Annotated in this window: 19 protein-coding genes; 9 read left to right on the forward strand and 10 right to left on the reverse strand. The window is 63.6% G+C overall.

The genetic code is table 11. From position 1 onward, the window contains the following. Positions 1–300 precede the first annotated feature (300 nt). Genes RHM60_RS06800 through RHM60_RS06810 form a run of 3 tightly spaced genes read right to left on the reverse strand, consistent with a single transcriptional unit; the run spans position 301 to position 2,739 of the window. Positions 301–1,107: a sulfite exporter TauE/SafE family protein gene (locus RHM60_RS06800; RefSeq protein ID WP_231422859.1), complete on the reverse strand. Its 807-nt coding sequence runs from the start codon at positions 1,105–1,107 to the stop codon at positions 301–303. Further along, positions 1,108–2,352: an FAD/NAD(P)-binding oxidoreductase gene (locus tag RHM60_RS06805; RefSeq protein WP_322214029.1), complete on the reverse strand. Its 1,245-nt coding sequence runs from the start codon at positions 2,350–2,352 to the stop codon at positions 1,108–1,110. A 51-nt stretch (positions 2,353–2,403) separates the two neighbouring features. Further along, entirely contained in the window at positions 2,404–2,739 is a 336-nt protein-coding gene (locus RHM60_RS06810; RefSeq protein ID WP_057007617.1) for an ArsR/SmtB family transcription factor, read from the reverse strand. A 94-nt stretch (positions 2,740–2,833) separates the two neighbouring features. Between RHM60_RS06810 and RHM60_RS06815 the strand changes: the two genes are divergently transcribed. Further along, the gene (locus tag RHM60_RS06815) at positions 2,834–3,697 is read left to right on the forward strand and encodes an MBL fold metallo-hydrolase (protein ID WP_231422861.1); all 864 of its coding nucleotides are present in this window, start codon (positions 2,834–2,836) and stop codon (positions 3,695–3,697) included. Positions 3,698–3,733: 36 nt separating this feature from the next. On the opposite strand, the gene bkdR is transcribed toward RHM60_RS06815, so the two are convergent. Next, positions 3,734–4,222 carry a Bkd operon transcriptional regulator BkdR gene (bkdR, locus tag RHM60_RS06820; protein WP_003234208.1) on the reverse strand — a complete coding sequence of 163 codons (489 nt, stop codon included), beginning with the start codon at positions 4,220–4,222 and terminating at the stop codon, positions 3,734–3,736. A gap of 195 nt (positions 4,223–4,417) precedes the next feature. Between bkdR and RHM60_RS06825 the strand changes: the two genes are divergently transcribed. From RHM60_RS06825 to RHM60_RS06845, 5 genes are all read left to right on the forward strand, one after another. Continuing rightward, on the forward strand, positions 4,418–5,653 hold the full coding sequence (locus RHM60_RS06825) for a 3-methyl-2-oxobutanoate dehydrogenase (2-methylpropanoyl-transferring) subunit alpha (protein WP_322214030.1): 1,236 nt from the start codon (positions 4,418–4,420) through the stop codon (positions 5,651–5,653). A 2-nt stretch (positions 5,654–5,655) separates the two neighbouring features. Next, positions 5,656–6,714: an alpha-ketoacid dehydrogenase subunit beta gene (locus RHM60_RS06830; protein WP_209983053.1), complete on the forward strand. Its 1,059-nt coding sequence runs from the start codon at positions 5,656–5,658 to the stop codon at positions 6,712–6,714. Beyond that, positions 6,715–7,965 carry a dihydrolipoamide acetyltransferase family protein gene (locus tag RHM60_RS06835; protein WP_322214031.1) on the forward strand — a complete coding sequence of 417 codons (1,251 nt, stop codon included), beginning with the start codon at positions 6,715–6,717 and terminating at the stop codon, positions 7,963–7,965. It begins immediately after the preceding gene. A 4-nt stretch (positions 7,966–7,969) separates the two neighbouring features. After that, complete coding sequence (gene lpdA, locus RHM60_RS06840; protein ID WP_322214032.1) at positions 7,970–9,349, forward strand: dihydrolipoyl dehydrogenase; 1,380 nt, start codon at positions 7,970–7,972, stop codon at positions 9,347–9,349. 190 nt (positions 9,350–9,539) lie between these two features. Beyond that, complete coding sequence (locus tag RHM60_RS06845; RefSeq protein ID WP_209983059.1) at positions 9,540–10,559, forward strand: branched-chain amino acid aminotransferase; 1,020 nt, start codon at positions 9,540–9,542, stop codon at positions 10,557–10,559. 126 nt (positions 10,560–10,685) lie between these two features. On the opposite strand, the gene RHM60_RS06850 is transcribed toward RHM60_RS06845, so the two are convergent. The 6 genes from RHM60_RS06850 to RHM60_RS06875 form a co-directional block, all read right to left on the reverse strand. Next, positions 10,686–11,579, reverse strand: a complete 894-nt coding sequence (locus tag RHM60_RS06850) for a GNAT family acetyltransferase (RefSeq protein WP_322214033.1) — start codon at positions 11,577–11,579, stop codon at positions 10,686–10,688. Positions 11,580–11,677: 98 nt separating this feature from the next. Then, the gene (locus tag RHM60_RS06855) at positions 11,678–11,842 is read right to left on the reverse strand and encodes a hypothetical protein (protein WP_322214034.1); all 165 of its coding nucleotides are present in this window, start codon (positions 11,840–11,842) and stop codon (positions 11,678–11,680) included. A gap of 550 nt (positions 11,843–12,392) precedes the next feature. Further along, positions 12,393–13,226: a TIGR03915 family putative DNA repair protein gene (locus RHM60_RS06860; protein ID WP_231422867.1), complete on the reverse strand. Its 834-nt coding sequence runs from the start codon at positions 13,224–13,226 to the stop codon at positions 12,393–12,395. Continuing rightward, a complete protein-coding gene (locus RHM60_RS06865; RefSeq protein WP_057007625.1) occupies positions 13,223–14,443 on the reverse strand; it encodes a putative DNA modification/repair radical SAM protein in 1,221 nt (406 codons plus the stop codon). The genes RHM60_RS06860 and RHM60_RS06865 overlap by 4 nt, the downstream gene beginning before the upstream one ends. A 100-nt stretch (positions 14,444–14,543) precedes the next feature. After that, positions 14,544–15,881 (reverse strand): lysine N(6)-hydroxylase/L-ornithine N(5)-oxygenase family protein, encoded by a 1,338-nt coding sequence (locus RHM60_RS06870; RefSeq protein WP_209983065.1) that lies wholly within the window; start codon positions 15,879–15,881, stop codon positions 14,544–14,546. A gap of 120 nt (positions 15,882–16,001) precedes the next feature. Continuing rightward, a complete protein-coding gene (locus RHM60_RS06875; protein ID WP_269325487.1) occupies positions 16,002–16,484 on the reverse strand; it encodes a sigma-70 family RNA polymerase sigma factor in 483 nt (160 codons plus the stop codon). A gap of 281 nt (positions 16,485–16,765) precedes the next feature. Between RHM60_RS06875 and RHM60_RS06880 the strand changes: the two genes are divergently transcribed. Genes RHM60_RS06880 through RHM60_RS06890 form a run of 3 tightly spaced genes read left to right on the forward strand, consistent with a single transcriptional unit; the run spans position 16,766 to position 21,294 of the window. Next, positions 16,766–17,914: an efflux RND transporter periplasmic adaptor subunit gene (locus RHM60_RS06880; protein ID WP_322214036.1), complete on the forward strand. Its 1,149-nt coding sequence runs from the start codon at positions 16,766–16,768 to the stop codon at positions 17,912–17,914. A gap of 1 nt (position 17,915) precedes the next feature. Continuing rightward, entirely contained in the window at positions 17,916–19,889 is a 1,974-nt protein-coding gene (locus tag RHM60_RS06885; RefSeq protein ID WP_322214038.1) for a MacB family efflux pump subunit, read from the forward strand. Continuing rightward, positions 19,882–21,294 carry an efflux transporter outer membrane subunit gene (locus tag RHM60_RS06890; RefSeq protein WP_322214040.1) on the forward strand — a complete coding sequence of 471 codons (1,413 nt, stop codon included), beginning with the start codon at positions 19,882–19,884 and terminating at the stop codon, positions 21,292–21,294. The genes RHM60_RS06885 and RHM60_RS06890 overlap by 8 nt, the downstream gene beginning before the upstream one ends. Positions 21,295–21,305 lie beyond the last annotated feature (11 nt).

The raw sequence follows: 21,305 nt of genomic DNA on the forward strand, positions 1-21,305 counted from the left end.
TTATTTGAGTAATGGAGATTACATGTGGGAGGGGGCTTGCTCCCGATAGCAGTGGGTCAGCTACACATAAGTTGACTGACCCACTGCTATCGGGAGCAAGCCCCCTCCCACAGTTTGTACAGCGTATGGCAGAGAATTCCGTCGGCTCAGGCCGCCGCGCTTCTGCTTTTGATCTGAGGCGCCCCGTCAAACACGCTGGCCGAACGCAGGCTTTGGAGCGTGGGTAACCCGGCAGGACGCCGACCCGCCGTAAGGGCGGAACCCTAATCAGCCGTTACCCCAATAATGGATATGTCTCCCCTAAACCAATGCCTTCAACAACATCCCAACCGCAACCAATACGCACAAACTGGCAAACCCCACCTGCAATGCCCGCGCTGGAATCACCGACCCCAGCCGCCGCCCAACCAACATGCCGACGACACTCGATCCGATAAACGCCCAGCCCACCGGCTCGATGCTCACCCCCGCATGAAACGCCCCCACCACGCCGATCAGCGAAAGCAGGCTGACAACCATCAGCGAAGTCGCAACGATCCCGCGCATTTGCACATCGGTCAGTTGCTTGAACGCGGGCACGATCAGGAAGCCGCCGCCCACGCCCAACAAGCCCGATACAGCACCGGTAACGGCACCCAATGCAGCCAGGGTGGCGCTGCACTTGGCGGTCCAGGCCAGGCGCCCGGTCTGCTGATTGAGCATGCAGTTCTTCTGCCCCCACAGCGCGGCACCATGGTCGCTCGGCCCGGGCTCGATCTTTTCGCGCTGCAGCATGCGCCAGGCCACCAGCACCATCAGCGCGCTGAACAGCCCCATCAGCACCGTTTCCGAGAGCTGATGAGCGACAAACACGCCCAACGGTGAAAACAGCGCACCGAGCAAGGCGATCAACAGCGCCGCGCGATAACGCACCAGTCCGTGGCGCAGGCCGTCAATCGCCCCGACCGCTGCCGCCGCGCCCACGGCAAGCAACGACACCGGCGCGGCCTGGGTCATCGTCAACCCCAGTCCCAACACCAGCGCCGGCACCCCGAGAATGCCGCCGCCCGCGCCGGTCAGGCCCATGACCAGGCCCATCAATACCCCAAGAACACTCGCCAGCAGCATTCAGTCCACCTTGCTCAGGCGGGTCAGCCACTCGCGCCCCTTGAGCATGCCGTTCCAGTAGAACCACGGCAGCAGCGTGGCCTTGAGGAACCACATCGAACGTCGTGCCCGGGTGGGGTCGAGGGGAAAAGTCGGCAGCAGCTTGCCGCCGTAGCCGAATTCGGCCAGCACCACCTTGCCCTTCTCCACCGTCAAGGGGCAGGAGCCATAGCCGTCGTACTTGAGCGGCAACGGCGCCTGTTTGCGCAGGGCCAGCAGGTTTTCGGCAACCACCACGATCTGCTTGCGCACCGCTGCGGCGGTCTTGGCATTGCTGGTGCCGCACACATCGCCCAGGCCGAAGATGTGTGGATAGCGCACATGCTGCAGGCTGTGAGGGTTCACGTCACACCAGCCGGCCGCGTCGGCCAGCGCGCTTTGGCGGATGAAATCCGGGGAGACTTGCGGCGGCACCACGTGCAACAGGTCGAAGGACTTTTCCGCAACGCTGACGTTGCCGTCGGCACCCTTCACCTCGAACCAGGCCTTGCGTGCCGGGCCGTCGACCTTGATCAGGTTGGAGTTGAAGGCCAGCCGCGCGTGGTACTTTTCCACGTACTTCATCAGCGGTGGCACAAAGGTCCCCACGCCGAACAGCGCGGCACCGGCCAGGTTGAATTCGACGTCGATGTTTTTCAGGCTGCCCTGCTTGAGCCAGTGGTCGCAGGACAGGTACATGGCTTTCTGCGGCGCACCGGCGCATTTGATCGGCATGGCCGGCTGGGTAAAGATCGCCTTGCCGCCCTTGAGTTGCTGCACCAGTTGCCAAGTGTAGGCGGCATGTTCGTAGCTGTAGTTGGAGGTGACGCCGTGGCGACCGAGGGTATCCTGCAGGCCTTCGACTTTCTCCCAGGCCAGGCGCAGGCCGGGGCAGACGATGAGGTTGCTCCAGCTCACGCGCTGGCCGCTGTCGAGCACCAGGGTCTGCTGGTCGGGCAGCAGTTCGGTGACCGCCGCCTGGATCCAGGTGACACCGTTGGGCAATACGTCGGCCAGCGGGCGGCGGGTCTTTTGCAGGTCGTAGGCACCGCCGCCGACCAGGGTCCAGGCGGGCTGATAGCAATGGAAGTCGTTGGGTTCGATCAGGATGAGGTTCAGCTGCGGGTCGCGCTTGAGCAGGCTGGCCAGCAGGCCGATGCCTGCCGAACCGCCGCCGATGACGACGATATCGCCACTGATGGTGGGTCCCCAGTGTTGTTCGGTCATTGTCTACTGCCTTTTTGAGTCAATGCACACAAGGGTCGCTGCCGGATGGCGTCACGCCCAGCTTTTTATGACCGCGCCGCAGTACAGGCCGGACAGGGTCTTCATCACTTGGATCACTTCGTGGCTGGCCAGCCCGTAGAAGATGTATTTACCTTCCCGACGGGTGGCGACCAACCCTTCGTCCCGCAAAATGCCCAACTGTTGTGACAGCGTCGGCTGGCGCACGCCCGTCTGGGCTTCCAGCTCGCCGACGTTGCGTTCGCCCAGGGTCAACTGGCAGAGGATCAACAGGCGGTCCTCATTGGCCAACGCCTTGAGCAAGGAACAGGCCTTGGACGCCGATGCACGCAATTGGGCGACTTCGCCCTCGCTCAACGTAGATTCCATTTGCCTCGGCTCCTTTATCTCACTTAAGCTCAAAACATTATGTTTAAACGTAAACTGATTGTAACCACTTTTTTCTTCATCGGGGATAGCCGCCATGCCAGCGTTGATTCAAGCCTTTCTGGACGAGGCATCGTCGACCTACACCTACATCGTCTATGAAGCCGAGGGTGGCCCCTGCGCCATTGTCGATTCAGTGCTCAACTACGACCCCGCGTCCGGGCGCACCGATACCGCACAGGCCGATAAGGTGATTGCCTTCGTGCGGGCGCATGGCCTGCAGGTGCAGTGGCTGCTGGAAACCCATGCCCATGCCGATCACCTCTCCGCCGCACCGTACCTGCGCCGCATCCTGGGCGGCAAGATCGCGATCGGCCAGTCGATCAGCAAGGTGCAGGGAGTGTTCAAGAACCTGTTCAACCTGGAGCCGGAGTTCCGCGCCGATGGCTCGCAGTTCGACCATCTGTTCGCGCCGGACGAAATCTTTCATATCGGCGGCTTGAAGGCCCAGGCGCTGCATGTGCCGGGGCATACGCCGGCCGACATGGCCTACCTGATCGACGACCGCCTGATCCTGGTGGGCGACACCCTGTTCATGCCCGACGTCGGCACCGCCCGCTGCGACTTCCCTGGCGGCGATGCACGGCAGTTGTACGCCTCCATGCGCAAGCTGCTGGCGTTCCCGCCGCACACTCAGCTGTATGTGTGCCATGACTATCCGCCAGAGGGCCGCGAAGCCAAGTGCCTGACCACCGTGGCCGAGCAGCGCGCGGGCAATATCCATGTGCATGACGGTGTGGATGAAGCGACGTTTGTAGCGATGCGCACCACCCGCGACGCCGGGTTGGGGATGCCGACACTGTTGCTGCCGGCGATCCAGGTGAATGTGCGGGCGGGAAATATGCCGCCGGCGGAAGAGAATGGCGTGACCTATCTCAAGATCCCCATCAACAAACTTTGACGATTCAAGCCCCCACCGACATTGTTCAGTGTTGGGTCAGGAACCGAGGCTGATGCCGTTGGCCGGCAGCGGCAACGCCGTCTTGTAGCGCACCTGCTTTAACGCAAAACTCGACCGGATATTGGCCACCCCCGGCACCTTGGTCAGAAAGTCCATCATGAACCGCTCCAGCGCCTGAATCGTCGGCACCAGCACCCGGATCAAGTAATCCGGGTCGCCGGCCATCAGGTAGCACTCCATCACTTCCGGCCGGTCCGAAATCGCCCCTTCAAACTGCTGCAGGGCCAGCTCGTTCTGCTTCTCCAGGCTCACGTGAATGAACACATTCACATGCAGCCCCAGCAGATCGGCATCCAGCAGCGTCACCTGCTCGCGGATCAACCCCTGCTCTTCCATGGCCTTCACCCGATTGAAGCACGGCGTGGGCGACAGGTTGACCGAGCGGGCCAGGTCGGCGTTGGTGATGCGGGCGTTCTCCTGCAGTGCGTTGAGAATGCCGATATCCGTACGGTCCAGTTTGCGCATGAGACAAAATCACCTGTTTATTATGTTTATGCAGTTTTTTTATCCGCAAATGATCGGCAGCGCAACGAAACACAGATAAATATTCTTCTACGCCCCGCCTATGATTGTTGTAGGACAGGATTTCTTCTACCCGAAGACTGACTGTCAGCTAGCGCGCCCACTACAAGAAATTCACAAGATCGAGCGTAGAAAGCCATGAATCAGCCGTATGCACCGCTGCGCCTGCACGTTCCCGAACCCTCGGGGCGCCCAGGCTGCAAGACCGACTTCACCTACCTGCGCCTGACCGACGCCGGCCTGGTGCGCAAACCCGCCATCGACGTAGAACCCGCCGACACCGCCGACCTGGCCAAGGGCCTGATCCGCGTGCTCGACGACCAGGGCCAGGCCCTGGGCCCGTGGGCCGAAGGCATCCCCGTCGACATCCTGCGCGCCGGCATGCGCGCCATGCTCAAGACGCGCATCTTCGACAACCGCATGGTAGTCGCCCAGCGCCAGAAAAAAATGTCGTTCTACATGCAGAGCCTTGGCGAAGAAGCCATCGGCAGCGCCCAGGCCCTGGCCTTGAACATCGACGACATGTGCTTCCCCACCTACCGCCAGCAAAGCATCCTGATGGCCCGCGATGTGCCGCTGGTGGATCTGATCTGCCAACTGCTGTCCAACGAGCGCGACCCGCTCAAGGGCCGTCAGTTGCCGATCATGTATTCGGTGAAAGACGCGGGCTTCTTCACTATTTCCGGCAACCTCGCCACCCAATTCGTACAAGGCGTGGGCTGGGGCATGGCCTCGGCGATCAAGGGCGATACCAAAATTGCTTCGGCCTGGATCGGCGACGGCGCCACTGCCGAATCGGACTTCCACACCGCCCTCACCTTCGCCCATGTGTACCGCGCGCCGGTGATCCTCAACGTGGTCAATAACCAGTGGGCCATTTCGACCTTCCAGGCCATCGCCGGTGGCGAAGCCACCACCTTCGCCGGACGCGGCGTAGGCTGCGGCATTGCCTCGCTGCGGGTGGACGGCAACGACTTTATCGCGGTGTACGCCGCCTCCGCCTGGGCCGCCGAGCGTGCGCGCCGCAACCTGGGCCCGACCCTGATCGAGTGGGTCACCTACCGCGCCGGCCCGCACTCCACCTCCGATGACCCGTCCAAATATCGCCCGGCCGACGACTGGAGCCACTTTCCCCTCGGCGACCCGATTGCGCGCCTCAAGCAGCACCTGATCAGGATCGGCCAGTGGTCCGAAGAGGAACACGCGGCGGTCAGCGCCGAACTTGAAGCCGACGTGATCGCCGCGCAAAAACAGGCCGAACAGTACGGCACCCTCGCCGGCGGCCAGATTCCAAGCGCCGCGACCATGTTCGAAGACGTCTACAAAGAGATGCCGGAGCACTTGAAGCGCCAGCGTCAAGCGTTGGGGATCTGACCATGAACGATCACAACAACAGCATCGAAGTGGAAACCGCCATGACCACCACCACCATGACCATGATCCAGGCGCTGCGCTCGGCCATGGACGTGATGCTTGAGCGCGACGACAACGTGGTGGTGTTCGGCCAGGACGTCGGCTACTTCGGCGGCGTGTTCCGCTGCACCGAAGGCTTGCAGACCAAGTACGGCAGCTCGCGGGTGTTCGACGCACCGATCTCCGAAAGCGGCATCGTTGGCGTGGCCGTGGGCATGGGCGCGTATGGCCTGCGCCCGGTCGCCGAAATCCAGTTCGCCGACTACGTCTACCCTGCCACCGACCAGATCATCTCCGAAGCGGCGCGCCTGCGTTACCGGTCGGCTGGCCAGTTCACCGCACCACTGACCATGCGCATGCCCTGCGGCGGCGGCATCTATGGCGGCCAGACCCACAGCCAGAGCATCGAAGCGGTGTTCACTCAAGTGTGCGGGCTGCGCACGGTGATGCCGTCCAACCCGTACGACGCCAAGGGCTTGTTGATCGCCTCCATCGAAAACGATGACCCGGTGATCTTCCTTGAGCCCAAGCGCCTCTACAACGGCCCGTTCGACGGCCACCACGACCGCCCGGTGACGCCGTGGTCGAAACACCCGCAGGCGCAAGTGCCGGATGGTTACTACACCGTGCCGCTGGACGTGGCCGCCATCGTGCGCCCGGGGTCTGCCGTGACCGTGCTGACCTATGGCACCACCGTGTACGTGTCGCAGGTCGCCGCCGAAGAAACCGGCATCGACGCCGAAGTCATCGACCTGCGCAGCCTGTGGCCGCTGGACCTGGACACCATCGTCAAGTCGGTGAAAAAGACCGGCCGCTGCGTGGTGGTGCACGAAGCCACGCGCACCTGCGGCTTCGGCGCCGAGCTGGTGGCGCTGGTGCAGGAGCACTGCTTCCACCACCTGGAAGCGCCAATCGAGCGCGTCACCGGGTGGGACACGCCCTACCCGCACGCGCAGGAATGGGCGTATTTCCCAGGGCCGTCCCGCGTGGGCGCGGCGTTGAAACGGGTCATGGAGGTCTGAATGGGCACGCACATTATCAAGATGCCGGACATTGGCGAAGGCATCGCAGAAGTTGAGTTGTCGGTGTGGCATGTAAAGGTCGGCGACATGGTCGTCGAAGACCAGGTGCTGGCGGATGTGATGACCGACAAGGCGATGGTGGACATTCCCTCGCCGGTGCACGGCAAGGTGATTGCCCTCGGCGGCGAGCCGGGTGAAGTGATGGCCGTGGGCAGTGTGCTGATCAGCATTGAAGTGGAAGGCGCGGGCAATGCCAAAGAGGCGCCGGCCGTGGCTGCAAGCGAGCCCGTGCAGGCCGTGCCGGTGGTCGCCGCCAAACCAGCGCTGGCGGTGACGCAAGCGAAACCCGCAGCAGCGCCGGTGGCCCGTGAAGGCGACGAACGCCCGCTGGCCTCCCCCGCCGTGCGCAAGCATGCGCTGGATGCCGGCATTCAATTGCGCCTGGTGCAGGGTTCCGGCCCGGCCGGGCGAATCCTGCATGAAGACCTCGACGCGTATCTGCAACAGGGTTCGGCGAAGGCTTCCATGGCGTCGAACCCTTACACCGAACGCCACGATGAAGAGCAGATCCCGGTGATCGGCATGCGCCGCAAGATCGCCCAGCGCATGCAGGACGCCACCCGCCGCGCCGCGCATTTCAGCTATGTGGAAGAAATCGACGTGACGGCGCTGGACGAGTTGCGCGTGCACCTTAACGAGAAGCACGGCGCCACCCGCGGCAAGCTGACCCTGTTGCCGTTTATCGTGCGGGCCATGGTCGTCGCGCTGCGGGAGTTTCCGCAGATCAACGCGCGTTACGACGATGAGGCTCAGGTGATTACTCGCTTGGGCGCGGTGCATGTGGGCGTCGCCACCCAGAGCGATGTTGGCCTGATGGTGCCGGTGGTGCGTCACGCCGAGGCGCGCAGCCTGTGGGGCAGTGCGGAGGAAATCGCGCGATTGGCCGCCGCTGCGCGCAACGGCAAGGCCAGCCGTGAGGAGCTGTCCGGCTCGACCATCACCCTCACCAGCCTCGGCGCGCTGGGCGGCATCGTCAGCACGCCGGTGCTGAACCTGCCGGAAGTGGCCATTGTCGGCGTCAACCGCATCGTTGAGCGGCCGATGGTGGTCAAGGGCCAGATCGTGGTGCGCAAGATGATGAACCTCTCCAGCTCCTTCGATCACCGCGTGGTCGATGGCATGGACGCGGCGCAATTCATCCAGGCCATTCGCGGCCTGCTCGAACAACCCGCCAGCCTGTTCCTGGAGTAAGGGCATGACCCAGACATTACACACCACGCTGCTGATCATCGGCGGCGGCCCCGGCGGCTATGTGGCGGCGATTCGCGCAGGCCAGCTGGGCATCCCGACCATCCTGGTGGAAGGCCAGGCCCTGGGCGGCACCTGCCTGAACATCGGCTGTATTCCGTCCAAGGCACTGATCCATGTGGCCGAGCAGTTTCAGCAGACCGAGCATCACAGCCAGGGGGCGGTGCTGGGCATCGAAGTGGCCGCGCCAACCCTGAACATTCAGAAAAGCGTGGAATGGAAAGACGCCATCGTCGACCGTCTGACCAGCGGTGTCGCCGCGCTGCTGAAGAAGCACAAGGTGCAGGTGATCCACGGCTGGGCCAGGGTGGTGGACGGCAAGACCGTCGAGGTCGGCGACCAGCGCATCCAGTGCGAGCACCTGCTACTGGCCACCGGTTCGAAAAGCGTCAACCTGCCGATGCTGCCCATCGGCGGACCGATCATTTCGTCCACCGAAGCGCTGTCGCCGCAACGGGTGCCCAAGCGCCTGATCGTGGTGGGTGGCGGTTATATCGGCCTGGAGCTGGGCATTGCCTATCGCAAGCTGGGGGCGGACGTGAGCGTGGTTGAGGCGCAGGATCGCATCCTGCCGGCGTACGACGCCGAGCTGACGCAGCCGGTGGCCGATTCGCTCAAGCACTTGGGCGTGACGCTGTACCTTCAGCACAGCGTGACCGGTTTTGCCGACAACCGCCTGCAGGTGCGTGATCCGAATGGCGAGACCCTGTCCCTGGACACCGACCAGGTGCTGGTGGCCGTGGGCCGCACCCCCAACACCCGGGGCTGGAACCTCGAAGCGCTGAACCTGGACATGAACGGCGCGGCGATCAACATCGACAGCCGCTGCCAGACCAGCATGCGCAATGTGTATGCCATCGGCGACCTCAGCGGCGAGCCGATGCTGGCGCACCGCGCCATGGCCCAGGGCGAAATGGTCGCCGAACTGATCAGCGGCAAGGCCCGCGAATTCAACCCGGCGGCGATTCCGGCAGTGTGCTTCACCGACCCGGAGCTGGTGGTGGTCGGCAAGACTCCGGAGCACGCCACGGCCGCAGGCCTGGATTGCATCGTGGCAAGCTTCCCGTTCGCGGCCAATGGGCGGGCGATGACACTGGGGTCCAAAAGTGGCTTCGTGCGAGTGGTGGCGCGGCGTGACAACCACCTGATTGTCGGCTGGCAGGCGGTGGGAGTGGGTGTGTCGGAGCTGTCCACCGCGTTTGGCCTGAGCCTGGAGATGGGCGCGCGCCTGGAAGATGTGGCGGGCACCATTCACGCCCATCCGACCCTCGGCGAAGCGGTGCAGGAGGCGGCATTAAGGGCGTTGGGTCACGCGTTGCACCTGTAAAACCGGAGCGAAGCCATCGCAGGCAAGCCAGCGCCCACCGGGGTAATGCATTCCAATGTGGAAGCTGGCTTGCCTGCGATGGCGATACAGAGGCTGGAGCTGTCCACCCTGTGGCTCCCACACCGGCCAAGAATGCAGTATTGTTGCCACCATCCAGAAAAAACCGACTTGACCAGAGATAGAGGGTGTCATGGGTAACGAAAGCATCAATTGGGACAAGCTGGGTTTTGACTACATCAAGACCGACAAACGTTTTCTCCAGGTCTGGAAAAACGGCGAATGGCAGGAAGGCACCCTGACCGACGACAACGTGCTGCACATCAGCGAGGGTTCCACCGCCCTGCACTATGGTCAGCAGTGCTTTGAAGGCCTCAAGGCCTACCGCTGCAAGGACGGCTCGGTCAACCTGTTCCGCCCGGACCAGAACGCTGCGCGCATGCAACGCAGCTGCGCGCGCCTGCTGATGCCGCAGGTGTCCACCGAAGACTTCATCGACGCCTGCAAACAAGTGGTCAAGGCCAACGAGCGGTTCATCCCGCCGTACGGCAGCGGCGGCGCGCTGTACCTGCGCCCGTTCGTGATCGGCACCGGTGACAACATCGGCGTACGTACGGCGCCGGAGTTCATCTTCTCGGTTTTCGCCATCCCGGTTGGTGCCTACTTCAAGGGCGGCCTGGTGCCCCACAACTTCCAGATCTCCACCTTCGACCGCGCTGCGCCACAAGGCACCGGTGCCGCCAAGGTCGGTGGCAACTACGCCGCCAGCCTGATGCCGGGTTCCGAAGCCAAGAAGTCCGGTTTCGCCGATGCGATCTACCTCGACCCGATGACCCACTCGAAAATCGAGGAAGTCGGCTCGGCCAACTTCTTCGGGATCACCCACGACAACCAGTTCATCACGCCGAAGTCGCCGTCGGTGCTGCCGGGCATCACCCGCCTGTCGCTGATCGAACTGGCCGAGACCCGCCTGGGCCTCACCGTGGTCGAGGGCGACGTGTTCATCGACAAGCTGGACCAGTTCAAGGAAGCCGGCGCCTGCGGCACTGCTGCGGTGATTTCGCCGATTGGCGGCATCCAGTACAACGGCAAGATGCATGTGTTCCACAGTGAAACCGAAGTGGGCCCGGTCACCCAGAAGCTCTACAAAGAGCTGACCGGCGTGCAGACTGGCGATGTTGAAGCGCCGGCGGGCTGGATCGTCAAGGTCTGATCCGGCAACACCGCAAAACACTGTGGGAGGGGGCTTGCTCCCGATGGCAATGGGTCAGTCAGCACCTGTATTGACTGACACACCGCCATCGGGAGCAAGCCCCTCCCACATTTGGTTGCAGCGCTCTCAGGAGGGCGGCGGAATATTCTCGGCAATCTTCTTGCCCATGCTGGTCCTCGGCTCCACGCCATACCCCAGCGCCTCATAGAACCCCACCACGGCCTCATTGCCGCCGCTGATCTGCAGGTTGATCTTCATGCAACCCAGCGCAGTCAACGCCTGTTCCGCATGGCGCACCAGTGAAGAGCCCAGGCCGTGCCGACGATAGTCCGCGTGCACCGCCACCGAATACAACCAGCCGCGATGACCGTCATACCCGGCGAGAATCGTGCCGATCACGGTTTTTTTATCCGTCGCCACGAAGAACAAACCGTCGTTGACCGCCAGCTTTTTATCGATGGCCAGGGTTGGCAGGTTATGCGCGGTGTCGTAGCCAAAGGCTTCCCGCCACAACGCCGCCACCTGTGCGCGATGCTGACGGTCGCGATACGGCCCGATGGGGTGGCGCGACGACAGCGCCTTTTCCATCACCAGCGTGCGCTCATTGCCGTGGTAAACGTTGCGTACCGTGTGAAACCCCAGCCGGGTATAGAACGGCTCGGCCGTCAGCGAGGACGGCACACTCAATACCGTTACGCCGGCTTCACGGGCCCGCAGTTCGATTTCGATCATCAGCAGCCGGCCAATGCCCTGCCCTTGCAGCGCCGGGTTGACGAACACCGAACGCACCACATTGCCATCGAGGGCCGCCGTGGCGACGATTGTCTGATCCTGAGTGGCCACCAGCACGACGCGGCGTTCGAGCAGCGCCAGCACCGCCTCGGGACTGAAGTTGCTCGCCACCCGGGCAATCACATCGGCCGGGTAATCCCGCGCATTGCTGCTGTGCAAGGCCGCCAGGACGACCTGGCTGATGCCTTCGGCATCGGCGGTTTGGGCGAGGCGAACGGCGGTAGACATGATTCCTCCTGGCTGACGGCGGTTAAGCAAACGCCACAATACCAATGTGGGAGCGGGCTTGCTCGCGAATGCGGCGTATCAATCACTGAAGATCTCCATCAATCCAGCGTCTTCGCGAGCAGGCCGCTTTTATCAAGCACACCATAACGTGTTGATTTAAATCCTGAAATTTCAGACAGCCGCATCACTATGGCGAGCGGGCTTGCCCCGCGCTGGGCTGCGCAGCAGCCCCAAGACCATGCTCTGCGCAGTGTCAGGTACACCGTGCTCTCCTTGATTGGGGGGCGCTTCGCGCCCCAACGCGGGGCAAGCCCCAATGCCGTTCAGTTAAGCGCAGATTCCCTGTGGCGAGCAGGCTTGTCCTGCGTTGGGCTGCGCAGCAGCCCCAAAACCAGACGCTGAGCCGTATCAGGTACACCGCGTTTTGCTTGATTGGGGGCGCTTCGCACCCCAACGCGGGGCAAGCCCCAATGCCGTTCAGTTAAGCGCAGATTCCCTGTGGCGAGCAGGCTTGTCCTGCGTTGGGCTGCGCAGCAGCCCCAAAACCAGACGCTGGGCCGTATCAGGTACACCGCGTTTTGCTTGATTGGGGGCGCTTCGCACCCCAACGCGGGGCAAGCCCCAATGCCGTTCAGTTAAGCCGAGCAGGCTTGTCCTGCGTTGGGCTGCGCAGCAGCCCCAAAACCAGACGCTGAGCCGTATCAGGTACACCGCGTTTTGCTTGATTGGGGGCGCTTCGCACCCCAACGCGGGGCAAGCCCGCTCGCCACAGAGCGTGCAAATCCAGCGAGTTGACGCAGCCTCCCACGGGTTTTAACCCTGCCCGCTCGAGATGCGTTTACCAGGCTTGGCGCCGATCAAACTGGCCTGCCCATCCTTCTGCTTGCCCGTGCGCGCTTCGGTGATCAGCCCCGGGATCAACTTGCCCTCCGGCAGATTCTTCCAGAACCGGCTCGGAAAGTGCCCTTCCATGACCTTGGGGTTGAGCCGCGCCGGGTTGAAGATATGGCTGTAATAGGTCAGCCACATGGCGCTGTGCGGGTCGTCGACATTCTGCGCCAGTTGCTGCCACGCCTCGGGGCACTTGCGTTGATGAATCAACTGCTCGCCGTCGTAATACACCCCATCCAGCGGCGTGGCGATCATCCAGCGGTGGCGGCCCATGCGCCCGATAAAGTGCTGGCTGGCCGAGTGCAATATGTCATGGGCCGGTTCGTGCCAGGCCACGTATTCCGGTAACTGCGGACCCGCCTCGGGCGGCAGCGCGATGAAGCGTACGAACGCGTGCAAATGGTGCGCCTCGCGACTCACCTGCTTGATGCGCCGCTGCAACTCACTGCCCAGTTTGTCGCCGGCAAGCATCGCGGTGCGGTCGCCATGGCTGACCCGCCACAACACCTCGTACAGCAGGCTCCAGCGTTGGTCGCCGTGATAACACGCGGCAGACGCCAGCAGGTCGATCAGCGCCTTGGGAATCCGCGCCTGAAACGGCCCCGGCGTATCGGGAATGGCCTGGTCGGTGGCAAACAGGTCAGCGACTTCCGTCGCGCCCCAGCTCACCTGACTCGGGTCGACCTGATGACTGAGCAGCCAGCGCGCCTGTTCGCGCCAGGTGCTGAACAGGTTGTCGCATTCCAGGCTGATCATCCCCACAAGCCCATTTGCTGCGGCGCCGGGCGGTCGCGCAATTGCTCGCGCAGCAGCACGCTGGTGCTCTCGGCCTGTTGCGGGTGGTAGTCGCTGGTGATGAAAAACGGCTTGGCCTTGGCCAGCACGCAGCGCATGCGCGCCAGGTCTTCAAAGCGGATCTTGCGTTCGCGACGCAGGTCGACCAGCCGCTGGGTGGTACGCAGGCCAATGCCCGGGATGCGCGCGATCAGGGTCGGTTCGGCGCGGTTGAGGTCGAGGGGGAAAACTTCGCGATGCTCAAGCGCCCAGGCCAGCTTGGGGTCGATATCCAGCGCCAGGTCGCCGGGGCCAGCAAGCAGCTCGCCGGCGCTGAACCCGTAGCTGCGCAACAGGAAATCCGCCTGGTACAGACGGTGCTCGCGCATCAGGGGTGGCGCGGCCAGGGGCACGCTTTTCGGGCTGTTGGGGATCGGGCTGAACGCCGAGTAATACACACGGCGCAGCTTGAAATTGCCGTAGAGCGCTTCGGCGCCGTGGAGGATGGTGCTGTCGTCGGTGTCGTCGGCGCCGACGATCATCTGCGTGCTCTGCCCGGCCGGGGCGAAGCGTGGCGCGCGGGGTTCGTTGCGCACGGTCTGTTCGCCGGTGTAGATAGTCTGCATGGCCTGCCTGATGGAGACAATCTGCTTCTCCGGCGCCAGGGTGTGCAGGCTGGCTTCGGTCGGCAGCTCGATGTTCACGCTGAGGCGATCGGCATAACGCCCGGCCTCGGCAATCAGGGCCGGGTCGGCGTCGGGGATGGTCTTGAGGTGGATGTAGCCGCGAAAGTCGTGTTCTTCGCGCAGCAGCTTGGCCACCCGCACCAGTTGCTCCATGGTGTAGTCCGACGAGCGGATGATGCCGGAACTGAGAAACAGCCCGCTGACGCAATTGCGCCGGTAGAAGTCCAGGGTCAGGGTGACCACCTCCTCCGGACTGAACCGTGCGCGGGGCACATCGCTGGAGCGGCGGTTGACGCAGTATTGGCAGTCGTAGAGGCAAAAATTGGTAAGCAGTACCTTGAGCAGCGACACGCAACGGCCGTCGGGTGTATAGCTGTGGCAGATGCCCATGCCATTGGTGGAGCCCAGCCCCGCCTTGCCTTCCGAGCTGCGCTTGGGCGCGCCACTGCTGGCGCAGGAGGCGTCGTACTTGGCGGCATCGGCGAGGATGCTGAGTTTTTCGATCAACTGCATGAAAGGCTACCGATACTGGTTTTTTGTACAGTATCAGCAGCCCAACGGTGTCACAAGTACCGTCTGTAGGAGCGAGCGAACTCGCCCCTGCAAAGGGAGATCAACTGGCGGTGGCCAGCAACAGATCCTGGACCGAGCGGCCTTGACCACGATGACGATCGTTTTCATACAACGAAGTGGCAATCTCATCGGCGCGGATCGGCAGCACTGACAGCAAGGTGTCGCTCAAGCCATGGCTGGCCTGGCTGAACCCCTGGATGTATATGCCCGCCTTGCAACGCTCGTCTGTGACGATGCGGTAGTCGCGCGCCACTTCGAAATCGCCCATGTAGGCGTGCAGCGGCGCCAGCAGTTCACGGTGCATCTGGCGCTCGTAGCCGGTGGCGAGGATCACCGCGTCGTAGTGGCTGACGCTGGTTTCGCCGGTGGCGTTGTCGCGCAGGGCCAGTTCGATGCCCAGGGGGCCGGCGCTGGCTTTCTCGACCACGGTCATGGTGCGGAACGTCTGGCGCGCGATGCCCGAGACTTTCTGGCGATAGAAGATGCCGTAGATGCGCTCGATCAAGTCCAGGTCGACCACCGAATAGTTGGTGTTCTGGTACTCGGCCACTAGCCGCTCGCGCTCCGCACCGACCTGCTGGAACACCAGGTCGGTAAAGGCCGGCGAGAACACTTCGTTGACGAACGGACTATCGTCGGCCGGCTTGAGCGCCGACCCGCGCAGGATCATGTCGACCTGCACCGAAGGGAAGCTGTCGTTCAGGTCGATGAAGGCTTCGGCCGCGCTCTGGCCGCCGCCGATCACCGCGATGCGCATCGGTTTGCCCTCGACACACGGTTGCTGGGCCATGCGCGTCAGGTACTGGGAATGGTGGAAGACGCGGCCGTCATCCTTGAGCGCCTTGAACGCATCAGGCACTCGCGGTGTGCCGCCGGCGCTGACCACCACCGCACGGGTGGTGCGCACGTGCTGCTCGCCTTGTGTATCACGGGAGATCACGCGCAGCGCCTCGACCTGCTGCTGGTGCAGGATCGGTTCGATGGCCAGGACTTCCTCGCCGTAGTTGGCCTGGCCCTGAAACTGCCCCGCCACCCAACGCAGGTAGTCGTTGTACTCCATGCGGCACGGATAGAAGGTGCCCAGGTTGATGAAGTCCACCAGACGGTCGTGGGCCTTGAGGTAATTGACAAAGGAATAGGGGCTGGTGGGGTTGCGCAGGGTGACCAGGTCCTTGAGGAAGGAGATCTGCAGTTCACTCTGGGTCACCAGGGTATTGCCGTGCCAGCGGTAGTCGGCCTGCTTGTCGAGAAACAGCACGTCCAGTTTACCCTGGGCTTTTTCACGCTCCTGCAGGGCGATGGCCAGCGCCAGGTTCGAAGGGCCGAAACCGATACCGATCAGGTCGTGAACCGCGGGCGAAGCAATTGCCTGTGTCATTCCAGTGTCCTCTGGATAAGCCCCTTGGCGGACGGGGCGGGAATACCGTCAAGGCCTGAACAACAGGCCGTGTGTTGATAGGAAACGAGGACAGTGAAATAAAATTTAACTAACAGCTGATCAGTGCGCGTCCCACTCGCGCATGCGCACGCGGCAGTGCTTCATGGCGTTGACGATGTGTTTTTCCACCAGCGCGCGGGAAATGCACAGGCGCTCGGCGATCTGCAGGTGGGACAAACCGTCGAGCTTGCGCAGCAGGAAACTGTCGCGGCAGGCGCTCGGCAACTCGGCCAGGGCGCGTTCGAGCATGTCCAGGCGCTGGGCCTGATCGTGAGTGGCATGGGGCGAGCCGCTGGCGAAACGCTCCTCGCTGTCGAGCACCTCCAGTGGCTCGACCTGGCGCAGGGCGTTGCGCCGGTGGCCGTCGATCACCAGGTTCAGCGCGGTGCGGTACAAAAATGCGCGGGGCTGGTCGATGGGCGTGTCGCTGGTGCGCTCCAGCACTCGCACGTAAGCGTCATGCACCACATCTTCGGCCACCTGACGGTTGCCCAGCTTGGCGTTGAGGAAACACACCAGCTCGCGATAGTAGTTTTCCAACATGACTCCCGTCCGTGTCGCGCAGCGATAAGACTCTTGAATAAGAACACCCCTGCAGACGCAAGCTTGTCCGCGCCTGCAGGCAAGCCACCGTGATGGCAGTTTGAGTGCGTGCAATTTATAGTAATTCTCATCTACTTTTAAAGAAGTCTCGCCTTTGACGCGGTTTTTTTACTCATCGGCGCTGTTACAGCCTGTGTAACCGCCTAAATTTGCGCGCCATGCCCTCGTATAACAGTCAGCTCTCCGCGACTGCGGCCATACCTCCCGGCTGGAACCCACGCATGAAACGCCCTCGCCTCGCCCGACGCGCCCTGCCTGCTGTGGCGTGCCTGATTGCCCTCATCGCGCTGATCACCTGGTACACCCTGCCGCCGAGCCGCGATGCACTGACTACCGTCACCGTCACGCGTGGCAACATTGAAAACAGCGTCACCGCACTGGGCACCCTGCAACCGCGCCGGTACGTGGATGTGGGTGCCCAGGCGTCGGGGCAGATCCGCGCCATTCATGTCGAGGCCGGCGATCAGGTCGAGGCAGGCCAACTGCTGGTAGAGATCGACCCTTCCACACAAAAAGCCAAACTCGACGCCAGTCGCTACGCCATCGACAACCTCAAGGCCCAACTGCAGGAACAACAGGCCCTGCATGCACTGGCGCGGCAGAAATTCCAACGTCAGCAGCGCCTGGCGGCGGGTAACGCCACGCGCGAAGAAGACGTGCAAGCCGCCAGGGCCGAGCTGAGCGCCACCCAGGCGCGCGTCGAAATGTTCCAGGCGCAGATCCGCCAGGCCCAGGCCAGCCTGCGCAGCGACGAAGCCGAGCTGGGCTACACACGCATTTATGCGCCGATGAGCGGAACGGTGGTGGCGGTGGACGCCCGCGTCGGCCAGACCCTCAACGCCCAGCAGCAGACGCCCTTGATCCTGCGCATCGCCAGGCTGTCGCCGATGACGGTGTGGGCCGAGGTGTCGGAAGCCGACATCGGTCACGTCAAACCGGGCATGACCGCCTACTTCACCACGCTCAGTGGCGGCAGCCGTCGCTGGACCAGCACCGTGCGGCAAATCCTGCCGATTCCGCCCAAGCCGCTGAACGAAACCAGCCAGGGCGGCGGCAGCCCCAGCAGCAAGAGCGGCAGCGGCCGCGTGGTGCTCTACACCGTGCTGCTGGACGTGGATAACACCGACAACGCGTTGATGGCCGACATGACCACCCAGGTGTTTTTCGTCGCCGGTCAAGTCAAGGACGCCCTCACCGCGCCGGTCGCCGCCTTGCACGGCAGCTCGGCCCGCGTGGTCGCGCAGAACGGACGCATTGAGGAGCGCCAGGTGCGCCTGGGCATCAGCGACCGGCTGCGGGTCGAAGTGCTCGACGGCCTCAGCGAGGGCGATCACCTGCTGATCGGCCCGGTCGACGGCAGCGGAGGTTGAGGTGAACACGCCGCTGATCGAACTCAAGAACATCTGCAAATCCTACGGCGGCGGCGACAGCCCGCAGGTGGATGTGCTGCGCGGCATCGACCTGTCGATCCATGCCGGCGAATTCGTCGCCATCGTCGGCGCGTCCGGGTCCGGCAAGTCCACCCTGATGAACATCCTCGGCTGCCTCGACCGCCCGACCGTGGGCGACTACCTGTTCGCCGGGGAAAACGTCGCGCACCTGGACGGCGATGCGTTGGCCTGGCTGCGCCGCGAAGCCTTCGGTTTCGTGTTCCAGGGCTACCACCTGATTCCCTCCGGCTCGGCCCAGGAAAACGTCGAGATGCCGGCGATCTACGCCGGCATCAGCGCCGCCGAACGTCATGCCCGCGCCAACGCCCTGCTCACCCGGCTGGGCCTGGCCGAGCGCACCGCCAACCGCCCGCACCAGCTTTCCGGCGGCCAGCAGCAGCGGGTGTCCATCGCCCGCGCCTTGATGAACGGCGGCCATATCATCCTCGCGGACGAACCCACCGGCGCCCTCGACAGCCACAGCGGCGCCGAGGTCATGACCCTGCTCGACGAACTGGCCAGCCAGGGCCATGTGGTGATTCTGATCACCCACGATCGCGAAGTCGCGGCGCGCGCCAACCGTATCATCGAGATTCGCGATGGCCTGATCATCAGCGATTCCGCCGACAGCGACAGCAGCGTGCCGGCATCGGCCAACGGCAACGCGCTGCAGGCCGTGGACCTGCGCCAGCGCCTGGCCGACGGCGCCGAACACAACGGCGCCTGGAAGGCCGAACTGGTGGACGCCGTGCAAGCGGCATGGCGCGTGATGTGGATCAATCGCTTCCGCACCGCGCTAACCTTGCTGGGCATCATCATCGGCGTGGCATCGGTGGTGGTGATGCTGGCGGTGGGCGAAGGCAGCAAGCGCCAGGTGATGGCGCAGATGGGCGCGTTCGGCTCCAACATCCTCTACCTCAGCGGCACCTCGCCCAACCCGCGCACGCCGCAGGGGGTGGTCAGCCTCAGTGACGTTGCCGCCCTGGCCACGCTGCCTCAGGTGCAGAGCATCATGCCGGTCAATGGCAGCGATGCCGGCGTGCGCTTTGGCAATGTCGACTACATGGCGTATGTGGGCGGCAATGACACCCACTTCCCCGGCATCTTCAATTGGCCGGTGGTCGAGGGCAGCTATTTCAGCGAAGCCGACGAACGCAATGCCGCCACAGTGGCGGTGATCGGCCATCGCGTGCGCCAGAAGCTGCTCAAGGATGTCGCCAATCCCATCGGCCAGTACATCCTGATCGAAAACGTGCCGTTCCAGGTGGTCGGCGTGCTGGCGGAAAAAGGCGCAAGCTCCGGCAACAAGGACAGCGACGACCGCATCGCCATCCCCTACACCGCCGCCAGCGTGCGCCTGTTTGGCAGCTACAACCCCGAATACGTGGTGATCGCCGCCGCCGATGCGCGCAAGGTGCGGGAGGCCGAACAGGCCATCAATGAATTGATGCTCAAGCTGCACAACGGCAAGCGCGACTTCGAACTGACCAACAATGCGGCGATGATCCAGGCCGAGGCGCACACGCAGAACACGCTGTCGCTGATGCTGGGCTCGATTGCCGCGATCTCCCTGCTGGTGGGCGGGATCGGCGTGATGAACATCATGTTGATGACCGTGCGCGAACGCACCCGTGAAATAGGCATCCGCATGGCCACCGGCGCCCGCCAGCGCGACATTCTGCGCCAGTTCCTTACCGAGGCGGTGATGCTCTCGGTGGTGGGCGGACTATTCGGCATTGCCCTGGCATTGCTGGTGGGCGGTGTGCTGGTGCTGGCCAAGGTGGCGGTGCAGTTTTCGCTGCTGGCGGTGCTCGGCGCGTTTGGCTGTGCACTGGCCACCGGCGTGCTGTTCGGCTTCATGCCGGCGCGAAAAGCGGCCCGGCTCGATCCAGTCAAGGCATTGTCCAGTGAATAAATCTTCGTTTATCCCGCACCTGTCGGCCGTCAGCCTGTGCCTGCTGCTCAGCGCCTGCGGCGGCAACCCGCCGGTCGTCGACGGCGGCATCACCGCCCCCGCCGCGTGGCAATTCGCCGAGCGCGATGCGGCCCGGGCGACCCACCAGCGCTGGTGGACGCAGTTTGGCAGCCCGCAGCTCAATCGGCTGATCGGCCAGGCCCGGCGTGACAGCTTCGATGTTGCCGCCGCCATCGCGCGCGTACGCCAGGCCCAGGCGAGCGCCGTGATTGCGGGGGCGCCATTGTTGCCCGAGGTAAAATTCAACCTCGCCACCGGCCATCAGAAACTGCTGCGCGGTAAGGGCGGCCCCGACCTGGATGTGTCGCAGAATGATGATGCGGTCGACAATTTCGGCGCCAATTTCAGCGCCAGCTATGAAGTGGACTTCTGGGGTGGGCGCGCCGCCGCACGGGACAGCGCCCTCTATGGGTTGCGCGCCAGCGAGTCCGACCGGGCCACCGTGGAGCTGACCCTGCTTGGCAACGTCGCCGACCGCTATGCGCAAACCCTGGCGACACGCGAGCGCCTGCAGATTGCCGAGCTGAACCTGACCAACGCACGCAACGTGCTCAAGCTGGTGCAGACCCGTTACGACGCAGGCGCAGCCACGGCGCTGGAGCTGGCCCAGCAGAAAAGCCTGGTGGCCGGACAGCAGCGCCAGGTGCCCTTGATCCAGCAACTGGCCGAAGAATCGCGGATCAGCCTGGCCACCCTGCTCGGCCAACCGGTGCAGGCTCTGGCGCTGGAGGCCGAACCCTTCCACACGCTGACGTGGCCGAGCATCGGCCCCGGCGTGCCCAGCCAACTGCTGAGCCGGCGCCCCGACCTGGCCAAGGCCGAAGCACAATTGGCGGCGGCCAAGGCAGATGTCAAAGTCGCCCGCGCCGCCATGCTGCCCGCCGTAACCCTGGGTGCCACCGTTGGCTCAGATGCCTACAAGGCCGCAGAGATCCTGCGCAGCCCCTACTACACGCTGACGGCCGGCCTGGTGGCGCCGATTTTCGACCATGGCCGTCTAAGCGCCGAGCGCGACAAGGCCCGTGCACGCCAGGATGAATTGCTGCAAACCTATCGCGCCGCCATCCTCAATGGCTTTGCCGATGTGGAGAAATCCCTGAGCAGCATCACGCGCCTGGACCAGCAGCGCCAATGGCAGGACGAAGAATTACAGCAAGCGCAGACGGCATTGCAGATCGCCGAAAGCCGCTACCAGGCCGGCGCCGAAGACTGGCTGACGCTGCTTGCGGCCCAGCGCACCCTGTACGCGGCCCAGGACGCGAACGTGCAACTGCGGCTGTCGCGCCTGCAAGCCAGCATCGCGCTGTTCAAGGCGCTGGGGGGCGGCTGGAATACCGACAGTTGATAAACGAATCT

The organism is Pseudomonas sp. MH9.3, from assembly GCF_034354675.1.
In the GTDB taxonomy this organism is placed as follows: Bacteria; Pseudomonadota; Gammaproteobacteria; order Pseudomonadales; family Pseudomonadaceae; genus Aquipseudomonas.

What these genes read in the sequence shown, in the direction of transcription:
- RHM60_RS06800 (WP_231422859.1), bottom strand. Translation starts at nt 1,107, where the DNA reads ATGCTGCTGGCGAGTGTTCTTGGGGTATTGATGGGCCTGGTCATGGGC.
- RHM60_RS06805 (WP_322214029.1), bottom strand. Translation starts at nt 2,352, where the DNA reads ATGACCGAACAACACTGGGGACCCACCATCAGTGGCGATATCGTCGTC.
- RHM60_RS06810 (WP_057007617.1), bottom strand. Translation starts at nt 2,739, where the DNA reads ATGGAATCTACGTTGAGCGAGGGCGAAGTCGCCCAATTGCGTGCATCG.
- RHM60_RS06815 (WP_231422861.1), top strand. Translation starts at nt 2,834, where the DNA reads ATGCCAGCGTTGATTCAAGCCTTTCTGGACGAGGCATCGTCGACCTAC.
- bkdR (WP_003234208.1), bottom strand. Translation starts at nt 4,222, where the DNA reads ATGCGCAAACTGGACCGTACGGATATCGGCATTCTCAACGCACTGCAG.
- RHM60_RS06825 (WP_322214030.1), top strand. Translation starts at nt 4,418, where the DNA reads ATGAATCAGCCGTATGCACCGCTGCGCCTGCACGTTCCCGAACCCTCG.
- RHM60_RS06830 (WP_209983053.1), top strand. Translation starts at nt 5,656, where the DNA reads ATGAACGATCACAACAACAGCATCGAAGTGGAAACCGCCATGACCACC.
- RHM60_RS06835 (WP_322214031.1), top strand. Translation starts at nt 6,715, where the DNA reads ATGGGCACGCACATTATCAAGATGCCGGACATTGGCGAAGGCATCGCA.
- lpdA (WP_322214032.1), top strand. Translation starts at nt 7,970, where the DNA reads ATGACCCAGACATTACACACCACGCTGCTGATCATCGGCGGCGGCCCC.
- RHM60_RS06845 (WP_209983059.1), top strand. Translation starts at nt 9,540, where the DNA reads ATGGGTAACGAAAGCATCAATTGGGACAAGCTGGGTTTTGACTACATC.
- RHM60_RS06850 (WP_322214033.1), bottom strand. Translation starts at nt 11,579, where the DNA reads ATGTCTACCGCCGTTCGCCTCGCCCAAACCGCCGATGCCGAAGGCATC.
- RHM60_RS06860 (WP_231422867.1), bottom strand. Translation starts at nt 13,226, where the DNA reads ATGATCAGCCTGGAATGCGACAACCTGTTCAGCACCTGGCGCGAACAG.
- RHM60_RS06865 (WP_057007625.1), bottom strand. Translation starts at nt 14,443, where the DNA reads ATGCAGTTGATCGAAAAACTCAGCATCCTCGCCGATGCCGCCAAGTAC.
- RHM60_RS06870 (WP_209983065.1), bottom strand. Translation starts at nt 15,881, where the DNA reads ATGACACAGGCAATTGCTTCGCCCGCGGTTCACGACCTGATCGGTATC.
- RHM60_RS06875 (WP_269325487.1), bottom strand. Translation starts at nt 16,484, where the DNA reads ATGTTGGAAAACTACTATCGCGAGCTGGTGTGTTTCCTCAACGCCAAG.
- RHM60_RS06880 (WP_322214036.1), top strand. Translation starts at nt 16,766, where the DNA reads ATGAAACGCCCTCGCCTCGCCCGACGCGCCCTGCCTGCTGTGGCGTGC.